The sequence below is a fragment of the Agrobacterium vitis genome (assembly GCF_013337045.2).
GTDB classification, from domain to species: domain Bacteria; phylum Pseudomonadota; class Alphaproteobacteria; order Rhizobiales; family Rhizobiaceae; genus Allorhizobium; species Allorhizobium vitis_B.
On record NZ_CP118259.1, the window covers coordinates 2,112,381 to 2,137,377 of the forward strand.

The following is a 24,997-nucleotide window of genomic DNA, read 5'->3' on the forward strand; positions in this document are numbered from 1 at the left end:
CTCAGCAGATTATCTGGAATTGTCCATGCTTTGGCGCGAACGCCTCAAATTCCCTGAACCGGATAGGGTTGAACCGGATAGGGTTTGGGACGTTATGCAAGAAACCAACCGGAAAGATCACCCGTGCAGCCGCTTTGGAAAACTGGTCTCATCGTCGTCGCGCTTCTCTCAACCGTGTCGCAGCCTGCGCTGGCGCGCAGCCCCTATACGGGGCAGAACGCGAATACCGTGCTGATTACACCCTCAGGAGAGGTTCTGGATTTCGTACCAGAACAAGGCTCGGTGATGATTAGCCGCGACCGCATGGGCCGCACGGTATTGATCGACCGCTCCGGCAATCTTATCGCCACGGAAATGCCTGCGGACATGGTCTATGGCCGCGCCGACCGCAATCGTTATCCCAATGATTATTATCCGCCTGCCCCTTCTGGCGGCGGCTATGACGATGAGGACATGGCGACCGGCGGCATTCCAGAGGATCAACCCGTCGAGCGTCAGCCCCTCGGCCAGGGCTATCCGCAAAATGTCAACCACGATCCGTCGGTGAGCGACGATGCCCTGGCACGGCCTGCGTCCCCCTCGACCGCAACGCCTTCAACGCTTGGCAGCACCGGCAAGGCCAAGCCGGAAATCACCGCACTTCAGGTGTTTCTTGCCCGCGAAGGGTTTTCGCCGGGCGCTATCGACGGCCATATGGGCATGAATGTGCAAAAGGCGCTGGAAGCCTGGCAGCAGAAGACCGGCGAGACGCTGAACCCTAATGACACCGACGCCATCATGGAGCGGCTGCGGATGAATGGCGGCCTGCCCTTCACCAGCTACACGCTGACCGCCGCCGATGCCGCTGGTCCGTATGTGGCGGAAATTCCTGAGGATTACAGCCAGAAGGCTGCGATGCCGTCGCTTGGCTATACATCCACCACGGAAATGCTGGCGGAGAAATTCCACATGGATGAGGGCTACTTGAAAGCGCTCAATCCCGGTGTCGATTTCACTGTTCCCGGCAGCACGGTCAAAGTGGTCAGCATCGGCCAGCCCCATAGTGGCAGAGTTGCTCGCATCGTTGCCGACAAGGGACGCAAACAGGTTCTGGCATATGGCGAGGATGGCCAGTTGATCACCGCCTATCCGGCCAGCATCGGCTCCAATGACACGCCGTCGCCATCCGGCACCGTGCAGGTACAGCGCGTCGCGTTCGATCCCGGCTATACCTATAATCCGAAGGTGAATTTCCAGCAGGGTGCCAATGACAAGGTGCTGAATATTCCGCCAGGCCCGAATGGCCCGGTCGGCACCGTCTGGATTGCCCTGTCCAAGCCCACCTACGGCATCCACGGCACGCCGGAGCCCTCGAAAATCGGTCGCACCCAGAGCCACGGCTGTATCCGCCTGACCAATTGGGATGCAACGGAACTGGCCAAGATGGTGCAGCCGGGTGTTACCGTGGAATTCGTTGACTGAGTGCGGTCATCTTAAGCACATAAAAATGCCCCGCCGACGGTTGTCGTAGCGGGGCATTTTTTTGGCTTATACCATTATACAAGTCTCAGGCGGCATCGCCGATCAGCCGCAAAAGGCGCGGGCGCAGGCTGCGCACCACTTTGACCGGCAGCAGATGCACGACTTCCGCAGCAAAGGCGCGTGAATTGTCCTGCGCCTTATCCAGATTGCTGACCTTGGCCGGGTCCATCGAATAGACCGTGCCGCCGGTTTCAAAAATGTCGCGGAAGGCGTTGCGCTCGGCAATCGGCGTGTTGATGACATTCACCCCCCGCGCCGCCAGCAGGCCCTTGATGGCAAGAAGCGCCCGCGTGGTAACCATCGACGCAACCCGCGTCAGAACCACTGAATGCGGGATGACCAGATTACCAGCAATCCGCATCTGTTCGATCAGGTCGAGGATCTGGGCGGCACCCTTGGCGTCCATGGCACAGCCCTGAACCGGGATCATCACATGGTCGGAAAGCCCGATGGCCATGGTGACGATGGCGTCACGCGCACCGGCCAGGTCGATGATAACGTAATCGGCGGTTTTGCGGCCTTCCCGGATATGGCCTTGCAACGACCCAACGCTGACTTCGGAAATGACTTCGATATTGTGCTGCAACCCGGCGGCTTCCGACCATTGGGTAATCCAGCGTTGCGGATCGGCATCGAGAATACAGATCCGGTAGCCCTGATGGGCAAGTTCTGTGGCAAGCAGCAGTGCTGCTGTGGTTTTACCCGCACCGCCCTTGGCATTGGCAAATGAGATGACTGGCATTGGTGTCCTCGATGCTATGATTGAGCCACTCATCGCTCTAACAGGCACCCGGCTATTCATGGCGCCCGGTTAATACATCCTTGCTAAAAATGGTTAATAAATAGCAAATGACGTATATAAGTTCTTGTGAATAAAATTCTGGGTTACGGTTCTTACTCTACAGCGCCGTTCGTTTTATAAAACGCACAAAGGACGCTGTAACACTTTAAATCTGCCGCATAATTTTCTCCTTAAATCGATTCCGATTTAAGGAATTATGCAGTAGGCTGGAGATGGATTTCTTAAAAACATTCAGCCAGCAACGCCCTGGTATTCTCCAAGGTCATTTTGACGGGATTGCTCGCTGCACTTGCATCCCGGATCGCCATGGCGGCCAGGTCGTCCAGCCGGTCGCCGGGCACGCCAAGCTCGCTCAGATTGCCCGGAATGGCGAGATCCTCACGAAACACCATCAGAAAATCATGGAAGCCATCGAAGCCGCCCTGGATTTCCAGATAGCCCGCCAATTTCTCGATCTTGCGCTCTATGGCCTTGCGGTTGAAATGCACCACCATCGGCATCAGCACGGCATTGGTTGTGCCATGATGGGTGTTATAGACTGCCCCGATCGGGTGCGACAGCGCGTGAATGGCCCCCAGCCCCTTTTGCAGGGCAATCGATCCCATGACCGCCGCCGACATCATGTTAAGCCGGGCTTCCAGATCCACCGGATCACGATAGGCCTTGGGCAGAAACTCCTTGACCAAACGCATCCCCTCGATGGCGATACCCTGGCCGAGTGGATGATAGACCGGTGAACAATAGGCCTCCAGGCAATGGGCGAAAGCATCCATGCCGGTGCCAGCCGTGATGGATTTTGGCATGCCAACCGTCAATTCCGGGTCGCAAATGACGATTGCCGGCAGCATTTTCGGATGAAAGATCGCGGTCTTGACATGGGTGACGGTATTGGTGATCACGCAGGTGCGCCCCACTTCGGCACCGGTTCCCGCAGTGGTTGGCACGGTCACGACCGGCAAAATCGTCGCCTCATTGGCATCACGCCAGCCCTCGGTGCCAGCGGCGAAATCCCAAACCGGTCGGGCCTGGCCTGCCATGAAAGCCAAGCATTTACCCAGATCAATCCCCGACCCGCCGCCAAAGGCGACAACACCATCGTGACCACCCTGTCGAAGGGCCACCAGCCCGGCTTCCAGATTAAGTTCTGTCGGGTTTGGGTCGACATCGGCAAACAGGGCATTGTCCAACCCAGCGTCACTCAACGTTTCCTTTGCCACCCTGGTAATCGCCAGCGATGCCAATCCGCGGTCGGTCACCAGCAGCGGATTGCGCATACCAAGGGATTTGCACGCATCGCCGAGTTCTTCTATTCGCCCGCGCCCGACCCTGATGTCGGTCGGATAACTCCAATTCGCAAAGATTTTCATGATCGCATCACTCCTTCCACCGGAGGATCGAAGAGGGATCGGAAAAGGCAAAAAGGACACAGCTAGGATCATGCCGCTGCTTGCGTCTGACCACAGTGCAAACCTCAGAAAACTTGAACCTCCCGAATGCGGGCTTTCCTCCTTGCCCACACCAGCCATGGTAGGGCATCTAATATAAATAACTACTAATCAAAAAGGGAAAATCACTGGCTTCGCCACAGCAATTTAAAATTTCAAAAGAAACAAGCCTCACGCTTCCATTGAGTCAAACTGAGGTCGCCGACCCGGGCGACCTCTCTTCGTATCAGGTCAGGCTATTCAGGCTTGGCCGACAGCCTTTTCCGCAGCGGCAATTTCCGCCTGCCGCTTTGCCACTTCATCGCCAATCGGCGGCCCCTTGAAGCGACGCTGCTCGAACAGAACCCAGATCAGCGCCGTCAGCGCCAGGAAACCGACAGTGATATACAGCGCCCACTGGTTGGGCGGCTGCACGCCGATGATGAAAATAGCCACCATGGCCAGAATGACCAGCAGCCCGACAAACCTGAAAGCGCCAATTCCCATGTTCCACGGCCCCATTTTCGGCCATTTCGCCGTACCGATCACCTTCATGCCGAGCACGATCGGAATGGCGAAGGACAGGAACAGGAAAATCACCGTGCAGGACACGACAATCGTATAGGCCGAGGCCCCGGCAATGGTGACAAGCGAGGCACCCCAAACAAACAGCACCGACAGCACAGCCCCGACCCAGATGGCCGTCGCCGGAGTGCGAAACCTTGGGCTGACGCTGGAAAGCGCCTTGGAGGCAGGCAGCCCGCCATCGCGCGAAAAGGCATAGATCATCCGTGATACCGAGGTGACGGTCGCCAGACCGCAGATGAACTGCGCAACGAAAATCGCCAGATACAGGATATTGGCGACAACCGGGTGGGTGACGCTGTTCAGCGTCCAGAAGAACACGTTCCAACCCTGGGCTGCGGCTTCATTCATATCGGGAATGGCCAGGAGGAAGGCCAGCAACATGATGTAGCCGAACAGCGACGCCCAGAAGACCGAGGAAATAATCCCCTTCGGCACCGATTCCGAAGCCTTGATGGTTTCCTCAGAGGTGTGGGCAGAGGCATCGTAACCGGTGATCGTATAGATCGGCAAAAGCAGGCTGAGAGCAAAAATATACCAGACACTGCCGGTTTGCGGCCAGACCGGCGCATCGCCAGCCGGCGTGCCGGAATAATTGGTAAAGGTCCAGATACGCGAGAAATCCCAGGTTTTCACGCCGATCAGGCAGACGATCGTCAAGGCGATGGCGGTGATGAAGATCAGATAGCCCGAGAGATCCGTCAGCTTGGCGGTAAGCTTGATGCCGAGATGGTTGATCAGCGCCTGAACCGCGGTAATCGCTGCCACGAACAGGATCTGATTGGCAAAGCCGCCCGCCGTCGTCGTATCGACATTGATGCCGAACCAGCCGGCAATCGATCCGGCGAAAAAGCCCCAGGTGCCGACATTGATGGCACCAAGCACCGTAACCAGACCGATCAGGTTAAACCAGGCCGTCACCCAGCCGGTGAACCGGTTGCCGAGGATCGAGCCCCAGTGGTAAAGCCCGCCTGCCGTGGGATAGGCCGAGGCGATCTGCGCCATGCCGAGCGCGAAAACGCCGGAAATGACGCAGCCCAACGGCCAGCCGATGCCGATGGCCGCCCCACCGGCCCCGGATGTCGCCTGGGCCAGCGAATTGATGCCGCCGGACAGAATACAAATGATCGAGAAGGAAATCGCAAAGTTCGAGAACGAACTCATGCGCCGCTCCAGCTCCTGCGCATAGCCCATGGAATGGAGGATATGCAGGTCTTCCTGCTTATCGACGTCGCTATAACCGGTCATGATGACCCCCAGTTAAGCCAAGGTAAAACACCTCGGCAGCCTCTGCCTTTCGGTTTGCCGGTTATTACCGTTACAAACCGCACGCAGTCTTCGCTGCTCCCTATGGATCTTGTTATCTTGAGCCGGACCGGCATGGCCGGATGGCTTGAAGACCCGTCACGATCCTGTGATACAGGCTCCTGTTTTCAGTCTTGTCTAAAATCAATTTCGGTCGAGAAAAAAATCAACCTCCAGTTTTCCAAATGCCCATGCAATTCACATGCCTGTTCGCGCCATTCCCCAGCCTGCAACCGCCGTGACAACCGGTAATGCTGGAAAAATGCCTCGTGAATCCCCGCCATTTGCACGGCCACCCAGACACGGATGACAAAGCGTACCCCACGGTCCAGCCTGCACGGGCAAAGCCCCAGAACTGATTTTTTGAGACAAAAAGCTTATTTTCTTTTTGAAATCAGAGAACTAAGCGCCAATTTCCGGAGACTGCCCTAGTCTGAACCGGGAAAAGTCATTTTTTCCGGTTGGGGCAGATTGACTCAATGACCCTCTGTCGTCTTATCTTTGCGCAATAAACCGGCAAAGACCGGAGGGGAACAATCGACGCTTGCAGATACCTGTCATCTCAGCAGCAACGCGCGCAAAATCCAGGGTCATGGCTTTTACCTGCTCTGCCGGTTCATCCGCGCTATCAGCGACACCGCAGATTGTCCCCAAGAATACCGTTGCAGAAATACTTGCAGATATGCCCGTTATAGCAGTGCTCACCCACCCTATCCGTCACATAACTATCATCTGCGCCCCCTATGCAGTCGCTCGGCTTACCGCAGACAATTTTGCAGATCAAAGATTTGCAGATCCACAAGGAGGACACACGTGAACATCCGTTTGCACCGCATTCTTTCCCTCTCGACCGCCATGGTCGTCGCATCGGCCGCCTATGCGAGCGCCGAGCCAAGCGCCGAATTGATCGCAGCTGCCAAAAAAGAAGGCATGCTCACCACCATCGCCCTGCCCCATGACTGGTGCGGCTATGGCGACGTGATCGCCGGTTTCAAGAAAAAATACCCTGAAATCAAGGTCAACGAGCTGAACCCGAATGCGGGCTCTGGCGACGAAATCGAAGCGATCAAGGCCAATAAGGGCAATACCGGCCCACAGGCTCCCGATGTTATCGATGTCGGCCTGTCCTTCGGTCCTGCGGCCAAGAAAGACGGTCTCGTTCAGCCTTACAAGGTCTCCACCTGGGATTCGATCCCGGCTTCGGCCAAGGATGCCGACGGCTATTGGTATGGCGATTATTACGGCGTTCTGGCCATCGGCGTGAACAAGGATATCGTCAAGGACGTTCCGAAGAGCTTTGCCGATCTGACCGCTTCCAAATATGCCAATTCCGTTGCCATGCCTGGCGATCCGCGCACCGGCAACAGCTCGATGATGACGGTTTATGCCGCTGGCGCCGCGCAGTCCGGCAAGGCTGGCGCTGACGCCGCCAAGGCAGGCATCGAGTTCATGAAATCGCTCAAGGAAAAGGGCAATCTCGTGCCGGTCAACGGTTCGGCCCAGAACATGGCGCAGGGTACCACGCCGATCCTGTTCGATTGGGACTATAACGTGCTCGCCATGCGCGACAAGCTGGCTGGCAACCCACCGATGGACGTTGTCGTTCCCTCGGATTCGGTCATCGCCGGCGTTTACGTTCAGGCGATTTCGGCCTTCGCACCGCATCCGAATGCTGCCAAGCTGTGGATGGAATACCTCTATTCCGACGAAGGTCAGCTCGGCTGGCTGGCTGGCTATTGCCATCCGATCCGCTTCAACGATCTGGCTGAAAAGAAGAAGATTCCGCAGGCCCTGCTCGACAAGATGCCGGATGCCGCAGGCTATGCCAAGGCGCTCTTCCCGACGCTGGACGAACAGTCTGCTGCCAAGGCCGTCGTTGCCGCCGATTGGGCAAAGCAGATGGGCGCACAATAAGTTAGCGCCAGTGCTGAAATTTCACTCCACCTTTGCGCAGGCCGGTTTTTACCGGCCTGCGTGCCTAATTTGAAGGGAAAAAGTGGCATGACCGTTGCGGAGACCGAGCTTCATTCGCCAGCCAGTGCATCCGTGCCAAACTCATCCAGGCCCAGTGCACCGACGCTCAACGCCCCCCTGCCCAGCCTACCCATAGTCGAAGACTCCAGACAGCAACCAGCGCCTCGCCCCAAAAGCCGGGTAAACTGGGATTGGCTGGGTGTGCTGCCGTTTTTTCTGTTTGCCATTCTGTTTCTGATCGGCCCGATCCTGTATCTGGTCAAAGGCTCTTTCCAGAATCCTGCCGGTGATTTCACGCTGGAGAATTTCATCAGCCTGGCCACACCCAATATCATGGCCGCCTATTCCCTGTCGCTGCGCCTGAGCCTGGCCGCCGCTTGTCTTGGCGCCATCGCCGGTCTTCTGGTTGGCTATGCCATTATTCTCGGCGGCTTGCCGCGCTGGGTGCGCACGGCCTTCATGACATTTTCGGGTGTCGCCTCGAATTTTGCCGGTATCCCGCTGGCCTTCGCCTTCATCGCCACCCTGGGCAGGCTCGGCCTGGTCACGGTTCTGTTGCGTGACATGTTCGGCTTCAACCTCTATGGCACGGGCTTCAGCCTGTTCTCCTTTTGGGGCCTGGCGATAACCTACCTTTACTTCCAGCTGCCGCTGATGGTTCTGATCATCACCCCCGCTCTCGACGGCTTGAAGGGCGAATGGCGCGAAGCGGCGGAAATCCTCGGTGCCACCCGCCGCCAATATTGGCAAATGGTCGCCCTGCCGGTGCTGACCCCCTCCATTCTCGGCTGTTTCCTGCTGCTGTTTGCCAATGCCTTCGGCACGCTGGTCACTGTCTATGCCCTGACCGGCTCCAGCTTCGGCGTTGTGCCAATCGTGCTTTACCAGCAGATTCAAGGCAATGTGCTGTACAATCCCAATCTTGGCTATGCGCTGGCGGTTGGCATGGTGGCGATCATGGCCGTCACCAACACGCTCTATCTTATCCTGCGCAGCCGCGCCGAACGGTGGCAAAAATGAAAAAGCCCTTTCCGCTGGTCTCGACGGTCATCGTCCTTATCGCTGCCGCCTATTTCCTTGTTCCGCTCTATGCGACCTTCCAGTTTTCCCTGCAAATGCTGCGGGGCCAATGGAGCTTTGCCGCTTACCGTTCGGTGTTTTCCAGCGACGAGTTTCTGTCTACCCTTGGCTACTCGGCCTTCGCCTCACTGATGGCGATCGTGGTCGGTGCCGTCATCGTCGTGCCAACAGCCTATTGGGTAAGGCTGCGGCTGCCGAAACTGCGGCCAATCGTCGAGTTCGTCAGCCTCCTGCCGCTGATCATTCCGCCCGTCGTGCTGGTGTTCGGTTATATCCGGTTGTTTGGTTCCAGTTCCTATCTGCCGCTCACCATGTCGGAAAACGGCACCAATATCCTGCTGGTGATTGGCTACGTCACATTGTCCTTGCCCTATATGTTCCGGGCCGTGGATAATGGCATGGCCGCCATCGACATCACCACCCTGACGGAAGCCGCCGAAAGCCTCGGCGCATCACGCCTTCGCACCATTGCCGAGGTCATTTTCCCCAATGTGCGCGCGGCCATCGTCTCGGGCGCGTTTTTGACCTTTTCCATCTCGCTTGGCGAATTCGTCTTCGCTAGCCTGCTCAATCGCCCGGCCTTCGGCCCCTATATGGTCAAGATCGGCCAGGACCGCGCCTATGAACCGGCAGCGCTTGCCATTCTGTCCTTTGCGCTGACCTGGGGCTGCATGGTCCTCATGCAATTATTCGCCAATAAAAAACCCGGACAGCGCTGGTTGCCACGCCGCATCGCACGCCAGGCCCCGCTGTCCTCTTCCATGCCCCAAGGAGTGCAACCCGATGAGTTTCCTCAGGATCGAAGCGGTCAGCAAGAGTTTCGCTGCCAATACCGTCGTCAAGGAATTCGATCTCCCGGTGAATAAAGGCGAGTTCATCTCCTTCCTGGGGCCGTCCGGCTGCGGCAAGACAACCGTTCTGCGCATGGTGGCCGGGTTTGAAACGCCCTCCTCCGGCTCGATTGTCATCGATGGGCAGGACGTGACGAAACTGCCGCCCAATCGCCGCCGGATCGGTATGGTCTTCCAGGCCTATGCGCTGTTTCCAAACATGAATGTGTTCGACAACGTCGCCTTCGGCCTGAAGATCGCCAAGAAGCCCAAGGCGGAAATTCACAGCCGGGTGATGGAAATGCTGAAGCTGATCCATCTCGATCATCTGGCCGAGCGCTATCCCTACCAGATGTCCGGTGGCCAGCAGCAGCGCGTGGCGCTGGCCCGGGCGCTGGCCCCAAAGCCGCAGGTTTTGCTGCTGGATGAGCCGCTGTCGGCGCTGGATGCGAAGATCCGCGTGTCGCTGCGCGAGGAAATCCGCCAGATCCAGCGCCAGCTTGGCATCACCACCGTGTTCGTGACCCATGACCAGGAGGAGGCCCTGTCGATATCCGACCGGATCGTGGTGATGAACGGCGGGCGCGCCGACCAGATCGGCACGCCTTCAGAAATCTACAACCATCCCCAGACCCGTTTCGTCGCCTCCTTCGTCGGCACGCTCAACCTGATCGACGCCAAGGTGACGGATACATCCACCAATACGATCCTGATCGGCGACCAGCAGGTGAGCCTGAAAAAGCCACTGGGCAAAGCCAATGGCGAAACCGTTACTGTGGCGTTGCGCCCGGAAGCGGGATCGCCTGCCGAAGGTGCAAAGGGTGATGTGCGGATCAGCGGCAAAGTCACCTCAAGCCATTTTCTCGGCTCGGTCATCCGCACACGGCTGGATGTCGGCGGCGCCACGCTGTCCTTCGACATGTTCAACGATCCGGGCGTAAGCCCTGCGGCGATTGGTGAAACCGTCACCCTAAAATTTGCTGGGGATGATTTGTTAGTGGTCGCCGATTGATTTCCGATCAAGGCCGCACCAGGCAGCGGCAAAAGATATACAAATTCTAAGCTTTTGGAATTTTTGTATATTTTTAAATATTAACTTATTCTAAATAAAGATCAAATAGCGTATTTTCTTCAGCAAGAGGCAGCGCTATGGGATTGATGTCACTTAGCTTCGGAAACGATGCAAAAGCACTGTTAGAGGCTTTCAATCGTTCTCAAGCAATCATCGAATTTGACCTTAAAGGCAATATTCTCGATGCAAACGAGAATTTCTGCAAAGCGGTTGGCTACGCAAGGTCTGAAATTATCGGCAAACATCACCGGATCTTTGTCGATCCTGAAGAAGTGAAAACCCAAGCCTATGCCGCTTTCTGGGCAAAACTCGCCTCCGGCCAGTTCGATCAGCGCCAGTATAAGCGCTTCACCAAGACTGGTGACCCAATCTGGATCGAAGCCTCCTATAACCCGGTTTTTCGCGGCAAAACACCTTATAAGGTTGTGAAAATTGCCACGGACATCACATCCGCCAAGAACAAGGCAATAGATAGCGACGGCAAAATCGACGCTCTCTTACGTTCGCAGGCCGTCATCGAGTTTACGCCGACGGGCCAAATCGCGACCGCCAACGAGAATTTCTGCAAAACGCTTGGCTATGACTTGAGCGAAATCGTCGGCAAGCATCATTCGATGTTTTGCGATCAAACCTATGTATCGTCGCCCGCCTACAAGGAATTCTGGCGCAAGCTGGGTGCTGGCGAATTCCAGAGCGATGAATTCCTGCGCATCGGCAAGGGCGGCAAGAAGGTCTATATCCAGGCAACCTATAATCCCATTCTCGATGAAAAGGGAAAAGTCATCAAGGTTGTGAAATTCGCAACCGACGTGACCGGTCGCGTCAATGCCATTGCCGCCATTGGTGCCGGACTGGAGCGCCTGTCGAACTGCAATATCCGCATGACGATCGATGAGCCCTTCATGCCGGAATTCGAGCATTTGCGCAACGACTTCAATATGTCCATCGGCAAGTTCCAGGAGACCCTTGCCCAGGTTCTGTCTGAAACCGCCTCCGTCTCCAGCAATAGCAGCGAGATGCTGACAGCGTCCGGCAGTCTTGCCCAACGCTCTGAACAACAGGCAGCAGCGCTCGAGCAGACCTCCGCAGCGCTGGAAGAAATCACCGCGACGGTAAAGGAATCCAGCATTCGCACCAAGGATACCCGAAATCTCGTTCGCGACGCCCGCCAGGCCGCGACCGAATCCGTCAAGGTCGTCAATTTCACCGTGGACGCCATGAGCAGGATCGAGGGCGCCTCAAAGGAAATCAGCAATATCATCAGTGTCATCGATGAAATTGCCTTTCAGACCAACCTTCTTGCCCTGAATGCTGGCGTGGAAGCGGCGCGCGCCGGGGAAAGTGGCAAGGGTTTTGCTGTCGTTGCCCAGGAAGTGCGCGAACTGGCCCAGCGTTCTGCCAAGGCCGCCAAGGAAATTTCTGAACTGATTGCCAAATCCAGCAACGAGGTGAAAGACGGGGTCCGTCTGGTCGGGGAAACCGGCAGTGCGCTGACGCGGATCGAGTCTTTCGTGCACTCCATCGACGTGAATATCGAGGCCATCGCCACGGCATCATCCGAACAGTCCACCAGCCTTAGCGAAATCAGCACCGCGGTCAATGCGCTTGACCAGATGACGCAAAAGAACGCTGGCATGGTCGGCAGCATGAATGCCATCAGCGAAGCGCTTTCCAGCGGCGCTGCCAAGCTGACAGAACTGGCCAACCGGTTCCAACTGAACAGGCGATCCGCGATCCGCGAGCCGGGAAGCTCCGCATCGATGCGCGGTAGCGACAGACGGCAAAGCAACCGCACGGCAGCCTGACCGAATGACCATTGAGGCACCCCACCACCTTTAAGCAACACATTGGCGAAAACATCGGCGGTGTGTTTCCTTTTCAGCATTTTTATTTTGCGGTCCGTGAGGCGATAGGCCAATTTTCGCGCATCTTCCAAGCTGCGGCTGAACGAAAGAGTGCCTATGTCTGCCAAGCCAGCCTTGACCACCCCTGCCCTGGCCATCATCGACACAATCAGCGATCCGGGCAAAAGCGACCGTAGCAACGAGGACAGACTGGGATATAATGAGCACGCCGCTTTCGTGCTCGACGGCGCAACCGGGCTGGGCGACGTCCAGTTCATGGAGGGTTACGGTTCCGATGCCGCCTGGATTGCCCAGTTTGCGGCAAAACGACTGACCACGGAACTGACCTGTGACACCAATGTCACCGAGGTGATCCGCGCCATCGCTTTCGACGCCCATGAGCTTTTTACCGCAGCGGCAGGCAATCAGCCCCGCTATGCCTGGCCGCTGGCGGCCCTGGCCGCCCTGCGGGTCACGCCGGATGGCGCAGAGTTCATTGGCCTTGGCGATAGCGTGCTTTACCTTCTGCATGACAATGGCCGGGTGGAAACCCATATGGCCCTGCCGGATGCATTTGAGCGTGAACAGCAGGCCGCCCGCGCCCATGTGGAGCGCGCGGGCGGCATCGGTGCAAGCGGCATGGCCCACACAAGCGACACCGAAACATTGGAAAATTTACGCAGCAAACGCGAACAGCAAAACACACCCGGCGGCAGTGTCTGGTCTCTGGGACTCATACCCGATACCGCTGATCATCTGGTTCGCACAGCCCTGACCGTCGAGACGGGCGCCACGGCGCTGATCTGCTCGGATGGGCTGGCCGATCTCGTCAGCCTCTACCAGGCCTATGATCCTGCCGGCCTGGTCAAACGCGCTGCGACCGCCGGATTGAAAGCCCTGGTCGCCGAATTACGGCATCTGGAACGCGAGGTCGATCCCGACGGGCTACAATTTCCGCGCTTCAAGCAAAGCGACGACACGACGGCGATCCTCTGCCGGATCGACCGTTAACTCCTACCTCATATCTCGCTCAGAGCCCCCAGCAGCCGGTCGCATTCGGCATCGGTGCCAATGCTGATGCGCAAAAAGTCACCGATCCGAGGCTTTTGAAAATTGCGCACCAGGACAGATTTTTGCCGCAGCGCCAAGGCGAGATCGGCACCGGACCGGTCCGAATGTCGCGCAAAGACAAAATTGGCAGAGGATGGCAGGACCTCGAAACCCAACTCCTGAAGGCCAAGGGAAAGACGCTCCCGGCTGGCGACAACCAGATCACGGTGATGCTCGAACCACGCCCGGTCCTCCCAGGAGGCAACGGCACCAGCGAGCGCCAGCCGGTCGAGCGGGTAGGAATTGAAACTGTCCTTGACCCGCTCCAGGGCCTCGATCAATTCCCGTTGCCCGACAGCAAAACCAACCCGCAATCCGGCAAGGCCCCGCGATTTCGAAAAGGTCTGAACCACCAGCAGGTTCGGATAGGTTTTGACCAGCGGAATGGCACTGTCCGCACCGAAATCCACATAGGCCTCATCAATCACCACGACCTGATCGGGATGGTCGCGCACGAGAGTTTCAATCTCCGTCAAAGGCAAGGCAATACCCGTCGGTGCATTGGGATTGGGCAGGATGATCGCACCACACGGCTGCCGGTAATCCTCTATCCGCACCCGCATGGCATCATCCAAGGGAACCTCCTGGAAGGAGATGCCAAAGAGCCGGCAATAGGTTGGGTAAAAAATATAGCTGACATCCGGAAACAGCAGCGGCTTATCGTGATTCAGTAGAGCCTGAAACGTATGCGCCAAGACCTCATCGGAGCCATTGCCGACAAACACCTCGCCCGGGTCGAGATTGTGGCTCTTGGCAATCGCATGGCGCAGCGGCAGACCGGTCGGGTCTGGGTAAAGCCGAAGCGTGTCATCCACCGCGTCTCGCATCGCGGCAATCGCGTGCGGCGAAGGACCATAAGGGCTTTCATTGGTGTTCAGCTTGACCAGATCACTGATAGCGGGTTGTTCGCCCGCCACATAAGGCATCAGCGATCGAACGATCGGGCTCCAGAAGCGGCTCATGAAAACTCTCCACGGATGGGAGGAGGAATAGAGGGTGGCAGCAATCAATTTTCATTTTTGATATCTCACACGGAGATCGATGCCAAGGCACAGGAGATGCTCATGCATCACGCCCCTTTCGGCATTGCCGCCGGTTCGAATGCCGCAAGAGAGCCGAAAGGAGAACACTATTCACTATTTTTAATGACGATTGGAATCGTAAGCAAAAAATTCAAGTCACGATGATCCTCTCTCGCGTGATTTGAATTTTTTTGATAGTATGTCTTATATAATATTCATATCAAATAAGTAATAAAAAACCCATTAAAAAATAGGGGTGGCCATGACCGTAGACATGATATCGCCGAATCTTGATGAAACCCTATCATTTCTATCTAAAATAAAGCAAACAGATACACTCGAACATCTTATAGATTTAACAAAGCATGCGACATCTCGTTACGGTGTTAAAAATATCGTTCTAGGATTTCCACCTAAAATTGGAATGCTACCCAACCAGCAAATGCAGGGTATTTTACTTGCCGACTGGCCTGACGAATGGTCGCATCTCTATTTTCGCGACAACCTGGCATTTCAAGATCCGGCCATACGACACATTGTCAGATCGGAACCCTCCTTCGTCTGGTCGGATTTTTCCAAAACATTGCCCATAAGCCGCGACGAAAAATGGCTGATGGATCAGGCCAAGGAATTTTTCGTCAGCAATGGCTTCACCCTACCCATCGTATCCTTGGACGGACGCTGCGCTGGCGTCACATTCGCCGGCAGCGACATCGATGATTCTCCGCAGGCAAGAACCGGCATGGCGCTGATCGCAAGCCTGATCTTCGCACGTACGATGGAACTATATGGCGCAAACCAGAAACAGACCACTCGACTGACCCCAAGAGAAAGGGAAGTCATCGGCTGGATTGCCAACGGCAAAACGGATTGGGAAATCAGCGTGATTTTCGGGGTCTCCGAAAAAGCAGTTAGCAAGCATGTGGGTAATATCATGATGAAACTCGGCGCCGTCAGCAGATCACACGCCATTGCAGAAGCCTTCCGGCAAAAATTGATATGCTGAAATCTGTCAAGGTGGCTTTTCCTCTACTACGCGAATTTAAAGTTTTTTGTAACATTTAAAATTTTCAACAATTAAGCCAAAATCTACCGTTCAAATAACTAACGCAATGATTAAAAGGAGATTTACTTAAGCTATTAAAAAAATAAAGTCCCGATAACTGATTATAAAACTCCAAAAATAAACATAATTTACAGTATTATGTCTTAAGATCGAGCAGATAGATGACGATATTTTCTCATTTTTTGATCATTTATCATATTCTAAAACACAAAACGAAACATGAGCTAATTTCCGCTGTAGTGTATTGAGATAGCCAATGACATTACTCAAAAAAACTCCTGACGTGCATGATTATAACATCCTGGCGGGTGAACGCTTGAAAAGCGCCCGAAAGAATAAGGGGATGAGCCAATCCGACGTTGCAAGAGAACTGGGCGTGACATTCCAACAGCTGCATAAATATGAAAAAGGCATCAACGGCATGAGCGCCAGCAGACTTGCCGCTGCCGCCACTCTCTTGGGAATGGACCCCGATTTTTCCTACATCGCCGATAATGCCGTTGCAGCGCCCGTGGATACCTCAGGCGAGTTGACAGATCTGGTTAAAGCGACATCACGTTCAGACGCGCTTGAACTCAACACATGCTTCGCCAGCATCAAAAACCCCAATACGCGCAAAATCATTATTTCCATTATCGAGCAGATTGCATCTGCCCGTTAGAGCTCGTCCGGCACAGCATCAAAGCCCGCACACCTCCAAGCTCCTTAAGCCGGTAGAATACCGGGCCTCAGCTCTCCATAACCCCAATCACCTATGACCACGGGCCCGCATTGTGATGGCAGTGCCTTGGCCTGAGCATCGCCCATGTCCTGGTCCATTTCCTGGGTGAAGCAGGCCTCTCTCCGACAAAAGTGTAGTATCAAAAATTTCAACCAAAATATATCGATCTAAATTTGAACAGTATTTTCCTGAATAAGGAAATCAACTGAGCAAACTACGAATTAGTTCATATCAGTTTTATAATATAACTAATTCTAGTCTATTATAATCGAGGTATTTTAGATGAAGTCGATTGGTTCTGTCTTGAATGAACATCGAGGCATCGGTCCGGGATTTGATTTTCTCAGAATTTTCCTGGCAATCATGGTTTTACTCGACCATTCATTCCTGATTGCCGAAGGTGAAAAATACCAATTTTCGCAGCCCGGAATCACGGTCCTGCAGGCTGCTATCCTGCCGATGTTTTTTGCGCTCAGTGGTTTTCTAATTACCGGCAGCGCCATCCGCCTTCGCCTGAAGGACTTCCTGCTCAATCGAGGCATCAGGATCGTGCCGGCGCTTGCGGTCGACATTGTGTTTGCGGCCCTGATCCTCGGTCCGCTGTTTACCACGAGCAGCTTGCCGACCTATTTTCAGTCCTATGAATTCTGGGCCTATTTCGCCAATATATTTGGCGTTATCCATTATGTCCTACCGGGCGTGTTCGAGCACAATCCCTTTCCAGCTACCGTTAACGGCTCGCTCTGGACCGTTCCCTATGAGATCGGTTGCTATGCCATCATGTCAGCGCTGATCATTTTTGGATTTCTGAAGCGCCCGCGAGCAGCGCTGGTGGCGACGGCAGGTGTCGCCGTGATCATCATCGCCCTGAAGGTCGAAAACATCAGTCCGTCGAGCATGGGCGGGCTCTTTCCGCCTGAAAGCTCCGGCTACACCCTGCTTAACCACTTCATCGGCCTGCGCGGCCTGATGCTCTATGTCAACTTCATGCTGGGGTCGGTGCTCTTCCTGTTCCGCCGCTTCATTCCGAAACATTGGACGCTGGCGGTTATGTCCTGCATCGTTCCGATTGCCGCCTCTTTCGCGCTTCCTGACGTCAGCGGCAGCACGCTCTGCACGATTTTTGCGCCGATGCTGGTCTATCTCACCGTCTATGTCGGAATGCTGCACATTCCACCCATTCCGCTTTACCATCGGGGAGACTATTCCTACGGGATCTATCTCTATGGATATCCCTTTCAGCAGGCTCTCGTCAGCCTGTTTCCTAAACTGACCTTACCCTGGCTGCACTTTGCCATATCCCTTCCCATCGCAACCGTAATTGCCATGGGCTCCTGGCATTTCATCGAAAAGCCGATTCTGCGCCTGAGGAAGAAGTTTAGCTTCACAGCCCAGAAGGGTAACACCAGCGAAGCACTGCCACACGCCGAGGCGGTGATGAAATAAGTGTTCGTATCCCTTGTCGATTATAGGTCTGAGGGTATGCGGTGTCGTGCCGCCTTTCAAACTCAATCCCTTGATGGCGACACGCAATAATTGCACCTCTACATCATGCGGATTCTCGTTATCCAACAAGCCTTATACCAAGTCTCGAAGATGCTGACGCATCATCGACTTGAAGAAAATGAAAATATATCAAATACATCAGACGCTTGATATATTCCCAAAGAAATACCAAGGGCCATTTTCAAAGACCCTTGGTATCGGTGGAGCATGTCAAGTTTTACGCTGTGGTTGTTTGCATACCTTTATCAATGTAGCACAATCAGAACTCTTCCCAGGATGCATTGGCCGTTGCTGCCTGAGCAGCGCCCCCCTTGCTTGAAAAGGCGCTGGCAATTTTGCGGCCAAGTGCACGCACCGGCGAGGTCGCGGGCATGTCTGTCGAGCGAGCCGGACGGACCGCATTCGGCTGCGAGCCACCGGACAGCTGGAATTGCGACAGAAGCTGGTTCATAGAGGCCACTTCCCGAGCCAAACTGTGGCTGGCGGCGGTGGATTCTTCCACCATGGCTGCATTTTTCTGGGTGTCCTGATCCATCTGGTTTACGGCTGTATTGATTTGCTGCAAGCTAGTAGATTGTTCCTGAGCAGCCTCAACTATCGCGCTGACATGCCGGTTGATTTCCTGCACTTCCGAAACGATGGTCTCCAACGCCCTGCCCGTTTCTCCAACAAGCTCCACACCGGATTGGACCTGTGCGTTGGAGGTATTGATCAGCGCCTTGATGTCCTTGGCGGCATTGGCCGAGCGCTGGGCAAGTTCGCGCACTTCCTGTGCGACGACGGCAAAGCCCTTGCCGGCTTCGCCAGCCCTTGCAGCCTCAACGCCCGCGTTGAGCGCCAGCAGGTTGGTCTGGAAGGCGATTTCGTCAATCACGGTGATGATATTGGAAATCTCGGAGGACGACTTTTCGATCTGCTCCATGGCGACGACAGCGCGGCGGACCACTTGACCGGATTGCTCCGCTCCGCTCTTGGTTTTCGACACCAGTACACCGGCTTCCTGGGCGCGGCGCGTGCTGTCCTTGACCGTTGTGGTGATCTCTTCCAGTGCCGCAGCGGTTTCCTCCACAGAGGCTGCCTGTTGCTCCGTCCGCTTGGCAAGGTCGTTGGCAGCCGCTTTGATTTCGTTGGCACCCGCGTCAATGGCACGCGCATTCTGCGTTACGCCCGACAGCGCCTGTTCCAGCTTTTCCACCGCAGTGTTGAAATTTGAACGCACGGCATCAAGACTGTCGATGAACGGCTGAGCGATGCGGAAGGACACATTGCCCTCAGCCAGATGCGAAAGCCCGGTTGCCAGATTATCGACGGCAAACTGAATGTCTGCGGCATCCCTCGCCTTTTGAGCTTCGCGCTCCAGACGTTCGTTTTCGGCCAAATTCCGGTTGGCCTCCGTTTCCTGGGTCAGTCGATTGGCCTCGATGGCATTGTCACGGAAAACCGCTACGGCCCGCGCCATCTGCCCGACTTCATCCTGGCGACCGATGCCGCTGACAGCTTCCGTAACGTCTCCGTCCGCCAATGTTGTCATCCGAGCGCAAAGCTGACGGATCGGCCATGTGATGCCAGGAAGAGCAACATAGAGCGATGCAAAAATGCCGAGAAGAAACAATATTCCCAAACTGACGAGAGCCGTGATGATCGTGCTGTTTGTTTGATCCGAAAGGCCGTCGCTATCCTTGATAATCTTTAGAATATTGGCATCGTTCCAGGTGCGAAGTTCTACGCGCCAGGCGTCAATCATTGGATTGGCCGTGGTCATGATCGCCTTGCTTTGTTCATCATTTCCGACAAGGGCGGCTTCAAGTGCCTTGTCCATCACGGCAATAACATCATTGGCGCGAGACGTGAATTGATTGATGATCTGCGTGTTTTCAGGCGTCAGCGATTTCGCCTTCTCAAAGCGGGCCATGAGCGTCTGCTGGCTACCCTTGTAGGCCTTGGCAATTTTCTGAGATTCTGGAGAATTCGTCTCTTGGGCTGCGGCCTGATAGACGGCATAGGCCATCGACATCAGTGAAGTGGTCGAGCGCGACATCTCGTTAGCGGCGAGATTATCCTCGGAAATGAATTCGGAATATAAGTTGTCCGAATTTTTATACTGCAATGACATATGAGAAATACCGCTAATGCCAAGCAGACATATCGATATTATGATCGTCATAATTTTGGTTGAAATTCCTAGATTCGATAAAAACGCCATGGCAAAATGCTCCTCCGGACTTTTAATTGGTGAGAATATCCCGATCCCGGCAGGATCAAATAGAGAGGTTCAACCGGAAGATTTTGCCTGTCATAGGCACTAATGCAGGATTGCGTTATTTGTAATGTGCCATAACTAAAAAAATATTAAATATCGACGTTGTTTTCGGAAACCAATATATTGTGTTTTATCAATAATTTAGTTGCCTCACGATTTTATTTATTTATATGTTTGGAAGTACATTAGCAATTTCAAATTGTAAAAAGGATAAGCACAATTAAATTTACCCCTCTCGGCCACAGGGGCATTTGACCGAGGTTAGGTGATTACAAGTTTGCGCTTTGAAACGGTGCTTCGCTGCTTTTCTTAATTGCCGCCAAAACGCGGCGTCTGATAAGGGCGCTCGCGGGGTAGATCAAATACCAATATGGTGCAAATTTCAGCCAAGTCGCGCGATCAGGGCAGAAAATACGGGTTTCCGTGACAAGGCGAGTCGTACCATTCTCTTGCCGTTCAGCCGAGAAACCCAAAGCGAGCTTTGCTACGCCCGGCGCATCAAAACGAAGAAACGCACTTCCATCCACGATGGGAACGAGACCAAAATCAAACCGCCAGAACCGGCCAACCAAACCATAGGCCAGTTCGGAGCCATCGCGCCTCTCAAGCAACTCAAAATTGTGCATACCGAAGGATTGCGGCAATTGGGCCTGCGTCCCCTTCAGGAAACCGGCCAGCCGCATTGGGACTTCGCGAAGTCCGATCATCGTTCGAAATATCGGATCAGCCTCCGGTGTATAGTCAGCCGCAGCGCTAATCACGGTATCGGTCGATGCCGCAATGGTACAGGAATGTACTTCCCTGAAGCTGTAGTCTGGAAGATACGTGGCAAGCAGCGTCATCGCGGTTTCCGAGACAAAAAGTTGCAATCCGCGAACCCTCTGATCCTTCACCCAACGTGAAAGACCCTGTTTGCCAGATCACATCATAATGCTTTGACGCAACACAACAACCAATAACGGCACCTGATGCGCCTTGACGACGTTACGCCGCAGCATCCTCATCCACAGCAACCTTCGGCACGTAATTCAGCACTGGCCCCAGCCAACGCTCAATCTCGCGCACCTCCATGCCTTTACGGGCCGCATAATCTTCCACCTGATCACGCTCCACTTTGGCCACGCCAAAATAATAGCTATCCGGGTGGCCGATGTAGAGGCCGGAGACGGAGGAGCCGGGCCACATGGCGTAGCTTTCCGTCAATGTCACCCCAGTGGTGGCGGTGGCGTCCAGCAGGTTGAACAGCGTGACCTTTTCGGTGTGGTCGGGCTGGGCTGGATAGCCGGGAGCTGGGCGGATACCGGCGTAGGATTCCGAGATCAGCTCTTCTGGCGTATAGGTCTCATCCGCACCGTAGCCCCAGAATTCCCTGCGCACGCGCTCGTGCATGCGCTCGGCAAAGGCTTCGGCGAAGCGGTCAGCCAATGCCTTGACCATGATGGAGGAGTAATCGTCGTTGGCCCGCTCGAAACGCTCGGCAATCGCCACTTCTTCGATACCTGCCGTGACCACAAAGCCGCCGACGTAATCTTCCACACCGCTATCAACCGGGGCAACGAAATCGCTCAAGGCGACATTTGGGCGGCCGTCGCGCTTGGAGAGCTGCTGGCGCAGCGTGAAGAAGGTGGCCAGTTCCTGGCTACGCTCTTCATCGGCAAACAGCCTGATATCATCCCCAACGCTGTTGGCAGGCCAGAAGCCAATGACGGCACGCGGACGGAACCATGTCTCGTCGATGATTTTTTCCAGCATGGCTTGCGCGTCAGCATAGAGTGCGCGTGCGGCTTCGCCTTGCTTTTCATCCTCCAGAATGGCGGGATAACGGCCTTTCAACTCCCATGTCTGGAAGAAAGGTGTCCAGTCGATGTACTTGGCCAATTCCTTGAGGTCGTAATCGTCAAACACCTTGATGCCGGTGAAGCTTGGCTTTTTCGGCTTGTAGCTGGTCCAATCCACCTTGGCGGCATTGGCACGGGCACGGGCAATTGGCAGGCGTTGCTTTTCCAGCTCGGCGCGGGCGTGGGCATCGGCCACCTTGGCATACTCAGCCCGTAGGGTTTCAATGGTGGTGTCGCGGGTATCAGGCGACAGCAAGGACGAGACAACGCCCACGGCGCGGCTGGCGTCCAGCACATAAACCGCTTGGCCCTTCTGATATTGCGGATGGATTTTCACCGCCGTATGCACGCGGCTGGTGGTGGCTCCACCAATCAGCAGCGGCACGTTAAAGCCTTGGCGCTGCATTTCAGCGGCCACATGCACCATTTCATCCAGCGATGGAGTGATCAGGCCGGAAAGGCCGATGATATCGACATTTTCCTTGATCGCCACTTCCAGAATTTTGGCCGCAGGCACCATCACGCCAAGGTCGATGATCTCGTAATTGTTGCAGGCCAAGACCACGCCGACAATGTTTTTGCCAATGTCATGCACATCGCCCTTCACAGTGGCCATCAGGATTTTGCCTGCGGCTTCGCGCTCGCCTGTGCCGCCATTGGCGCGCTTTTCTTCTTCCATGTAAGGCAGCAGCACGGCCACTGCCTGCTTCATCACGCGGGCGGATTTTACCACCTGCGGCAGGAACATTTTACCCGCGCCAAACAGATCGCCCACCACATTCATGCCCGCCATCAGCGGGCCTTCAATGACGTGCAAAGGCCGCGCCGCATTCTGCCGGGCTTCTTCGGTATCGCCATCGATAAATTCGGTAATGCCGTTGACCAGCGCATGCTCCAGCCGCTTTTCCACCGGCAGTTCGCGCCAGGACATATCCTGCACACGCGCTTTCGCCTCGCCCGTGCCGCGATAGCGCTCGGCAATTTCCAGCAGGCGTTCGGTGCCATCGTCGCGGCGGTTCAGCACCACGTCTTCGCAGGCTTCGCGCAGCTCTGCATCAATGCTTTCATACACCGCCAGCTGACCGGCGTTGACAATGCCCATATCCATCCCCGCCTGAATGGCGTGGTAGAGGAACACGGCGTGCATGGCCTCGCGCACCGGCTCATTGCCACGGAACGAGAAGGACAGGTTGGAAACACCGCCGGAAATATGCACCAGTGGCATGCGCTGGCGGATGGTGCGGGTGGCCTCAATGAAATCAACGCCGTAATTGTTGTGCTCTTCAATGCCCGTGGCAACCGCGAACACATTGGGGTCGAAGATAATGTCTTCCGGTGAGAAGCCCGCTTCTTCGGTGAGGATTTTATAAGCGCGGGAACAGATTTCCACCTTGCGCTCATAGGTATCCGCTTGCCCCTGCTCGTCAAAGGCCATGACGACAACAGCGGCACCGTAATTGCGGACCAATTTAGCATGGGCGACAAAACTCTCCTCGCCTTCCTTCAGCGAGATGGAGTTGACGATGGCCTTGCCCTGCACGCATTTCAGGCCGGATTCGATGATCTGGAACTTGGACGAGTCAATCATGACAGGAACGCGGGCAATATCGGGTTCTGCGGCAATCAGGTTGAGGAATTCAACCATGGCCTTTTCCGAATCGATCAGGCCTTCATCCATATTGATGTCGATGATCTGCGCGCCGTTTTCCACCTGATCGCGGGCCACCACGAGGGCGGCATTGTAATCACCAGCGGTGATCAGCTTGCGGAACTTTGCAGAACCCGTAACGTTGGTGCGCTCACCCACGTTGACGAAGGGAATTTCCTTGGTCAGCTCAAAAGGCTCAAGGCCCGAGAGCGACATGAACGGGCGATGCTCTGCTGGCTGGCGTGGTGCCTTGCCCTTCACCGCATCGGCAATGGCCGCAATATGGGCTGGCGTGGAGCCGCAGCAGCCGCCAACCACGTTGACGATGCCTTCCTCGGCAAAGCCTTCCACCAATTTCGCCATGTATTCCGGGCTTTGGTCATACTGACCAAATTCATTGGGCAGACCAGCATTGGGGTAAGCCGAGACGAACGTATCGGCAATGCCCGAAAGCTCCTGCAAATGCGGGCGCATGGCATCGGCACCCAAGGCGCAGTTGAGACCCACGGTAAAGGGACGTGCATGGCGCACAGAGTTCCAGAAAGCCGATGGGGTCTGGCCAGACAGCGTGCGGCCGGAAAGGTCAGTGATCGTGCCGGAAATCATCACCGGCAGGCGAATGCCCTTGGCAATGAAGCGCTCCTCGCAGGCGAAAATCGCCGCCTTGGCGTTCAGCGTATCAAAGATGGTTTCGATCAGGATGAGATCGGCACCGCCATCAATCAAACCATCGATCTGCTCGCCATAGGCGCGGCGAAGATCATCAAAGGAGACGGCACGGTAACCGGGGTTGTTCACATCAGGCGAAATCGAGGCTGTGCGGTTGGTTGGGCCAATCGCGCCCGCCACAAAACGGCGCTTGCCGTCTTCACGCTCGGCCCGCAGAATGGCGCGGCGCACCACTTGCGCGCCATATTTGTTGAGATCGTAGACAGCACCTTCCATCTCATAATCGGCCTGGGCGATGCGGGTGGAGGAGAAGGTGTTGGTTTCAACAATATCCGCACCCGCCATGGCGTAGCGAAAATGGATGTCTTCAATGGCATCCGGCTGGGTCAGAATCAAAAGGTCGTTATTGCCCTTCTGGTGGCAGGCGCAACCAATGAAGCGCTCGCCGCGAAAATCATCTTCATCAAGGCCAAGGCCCTGAATTTCGGTGCCCATGGCCCCGTCGAGGATCAGAATACGCTCACGCGCTGCCTGTTGCAGGGCTTTGAGAATCTCTGCGCCGTCGCGGTTCGCCCCTTCACGTCCAAACAATTGATCGAGCATGAGCGACTTCCTTCCGTTCCCAGGGTTACGTACCCAATCACATAAAGATATGTTTATGTCAATATACGCGGCGTCATTAGATCGCGTCGTTCATCTGCCACCGCAGCTTCCAAACGC

Annotated in this window: 17 protein-coding genes; 10 read left to right on the forward strand and 7 right to left on the reverse strand. The window is 55.3% G+C overall.

Features of this window, described 5'->3' with window-relative positions; all coding sequences use genetic code 11:
* The first annotated feature begins 123 nt into the window (after positions 1-123).
* Entirely contained in the window at positions 124-1,461 is a 1,338-nt protein-coding gene (locus G6L01_RS10280) for a L,D-transpeptidase family protein (protein ID WP_070164542.1), read from the forward strand.
* A gap of 85 nt (positions 1,462-1,546) precedes the next feature.
* Here G6L01_RS10280 and G6L01_RS10285 read toward each other — a convergent pair whose 3' ends face one another.
* The 3 genes from G6L01_RS10285 to G6L01_RS10295 all read right to left on the reverse strand — a co-directional run bounded on the left by G6L01_RS10285 (position 1,547) and on the right by G6L01_RS10295 (position 5,580).
* Positions 1,547-2,263, reverse strand: a complete 717-nt coding sequence (locus G6L01_RS10285) for a ParA family protein (protein WP_015916544.1) — start codon at positions 2,261-2,263, stop codon at positions 1,547-1,549.
* Positions 2,264-2,544: 281 nt separating this feature from the next.
* A complete protein-coding gene (locus G6L01_RS10290; RefSeq protein ID WP_070164543.1) occupies positions 2,545-3,690 on the reverse strand; it encodes an iron-containing alcohol dehydrogenase in 1,146 nt (381 codons plus the stop codon).
* Positions 3,691-4,008: 318 nt separating this feature from the next.
* Positions 4,009-5,580 (reverse strand): amino acid permease, encoded by a 1,572-nt coding sequence (locus G6L01_RS10295; RefSeq protein WP_070164544.1) that lies wholly within the window; start codon positions 5,578-5,580, stop codon positions 4,009-4,011.
* A gap of 912 nt (positions 5,581-6,492) precedes the next feature.
* Here G6L01_RS10295 and G6L01_RS10300 point away from each other — a divergent pair.
* The 6 genes from G6L01_RS10300 (at position 6,493) to G6L01_RS10325 (ending at position 13,448) form a co-directional block, all read left to right on the forward strand.
* The gene (locus G6L01_RS10300) at positions 6,493-7,551 is read left to right on the forward strand and encodes an ABC transporter substrate-binding protein (protein WP_070164567.1); all 1,059 of its coding nucleotides are present in this window, start codon (positions 6,493-6,495) and stop codon (positions 7,549-7,551) included.
* A gap of 87 nt (positions 7,552-7,638) precedes the next feature.
* Complete coding sequence (locus G6L01_RS10305) at positions 7,639-8,631, forward strand: ABC transporter permease (protein ID WP_139190207.1); 993 nt, start codon at positions 7,639-7,641, stop codon at positions 8,629-8,631.
* The gene (locus G6L01_RS10310; RefSeq protein ID WP_174089238.1) at positions 8,628-9,557 is read left to right on the forward strand and encodes an ABC transporter permease subunit; all 930 of its coding nucleotides are present in this window, start codon (positions 8,628-8,630) and stop codon (positions 9,555-9,557) included. Before G6L01_RS10305 ends, G6L01_RS10310 begins: the two co-directional genes overlap by 4 nt.
* A complete protein-coding gene (locus G6L01_RS10315; protein ID WP_070164546.1) occupies positions 9,475-10,533 on the forward strand; it encodes an ABC transporter ATP-binding protein in 1,059 nt (352 codons plus the stop codon). The genes G6L01_RS10310 and G6L01_RS10315 overlap by 83 nt, the downstream gene beginning before the upstream one ends.
* Before the next feature lie 137 nt (positions 10,534-10,670).
* A complete protein-coding gene (locus tag G6L01_RS10320) occupies positions 10,671-12,398 on the forward strand; it encodes a methyl-accepting chemotaxis protein (protein ID WP_081344033.1) in 1,728 nt (575 codons plus the stop codon).
* 156 nt (positions 12,399-12,554) lie between these two features.
* Complete coding sequence (locus G6L01_RS10325) at positions 12,555-13,448, forward strand: protein phosphatase 2C domain-containing protein (RefSeq protein ID WP_070164547.1); 894 nt, start codon at positions 12,555-12,557, stop codon at positions 13,446-13,448.
* Positions 13,449-13,456: 8 nt separating this feature from the next.
* Here G6L01_RS10325 and hisC read toward each other — a convergent pair whose 3' ends face one another.
* Positions 13,457-14,509, reverse strand: a complete 1,053-nt coding sequence (hisC, locus tag G6L01_RS10330; RefSeq protein WP_070164548.1) for a histidinol-phosphate transaminase — start codon at positions 14,507-14,509, stop codon at positions 13,457-13,459.
* A gap of 322 nt (positions 14,510-14,831) precedes the next feature.
* On the opposite strand from hisC, the gene G6L01_RS10335 reads away from it, so the two are divergent.
* From G6L01_RS10335 to G6L01_RS10345, 3 genes are all read left to right on the forward strand, one after another.
* On the forward strand, positions 14,832-15,575 hold the full coding sequence (locus G6L01_RS10335) for a helix-turn-helix transcriptional regulator (RefSeq protein ID WP_081344034.1): 744 nt from the start codon (positions 14,832-14,834) through the stop codon (positions 15,573-15,575).
* Between the two features lie 316 nt (positions 15,576-15,891).
* Positions 15,892-16,296, forward strand: coding sequence for a helix-turn-helix domain-containing protein (locus G6L01_RS10340; RefSeq protein WP_081344035.1), 405 nt, complete (start codon positions 15,892-15,894; stop codon positions 16,294-16,296).
* Between the two features lie 342 nt (positions 16,297-16,638).
* The gene (locus G6L01_RS10345; RefSeq protein ID WP_070164552.1) at positions 16,639-17,802 is read left to right on the forward strand and encodes an acyltransferase family protein; all 1,164 of its coding nucleotides are present in this window, start codon (positions 16,639-16,641) and stop codon (positions 17,800-17,802) included.
* Positions 17,803-18,121: 319 nt separating this feature from the next.
* On the opposite strand, the gene G6L01_RS10350 is transcribed toward G6L01_RS10345, so the two are convergent.
* The 3 genes from G6L01_RS10350 to metH form a co-directional block, all read right to left on the reverse strand.
* Positions 18,122-20,065, reverse strand: a complete 1,944-nt coding sequence (locus tag G6L01_RS10350) for a HAMP domain-containing methyl-accepting chemotaxis protein (RefSeq protein WP_174089239.1) — start codon at positions 20,063-20,065, stop codon at positions 18,122-18,124.
* Between the two features lie 326 nt (positions 20,066-20,391).
* Positions 20,392-20,964, reverse strand: coding sequence for a hypothetical protein (locus tag G6L01_RS10355; RefSeq protein WP_070164554.1), 573 nt, complete (start codon positions 20,962-20,964; stop codon positions 20,392-20,394).
* 142 nt (positions 20,965-21,106) lie between these two features.
* Positions 21,107-24,880 carry a methionine synthase gene (gene metH, locus G6L01_RS10360; RefSeq protein WP_070164555.1) on the reverse strand — a complete coding sequence of 1,258 codons (3,774 nt, stop codon included), beginning with the start codon at positions 24,878-24,880 and terminating at the stop codon, positions 21,107-21,109.
* Positions 24,881-24,997: the final 117 nt, after the last annotated feature.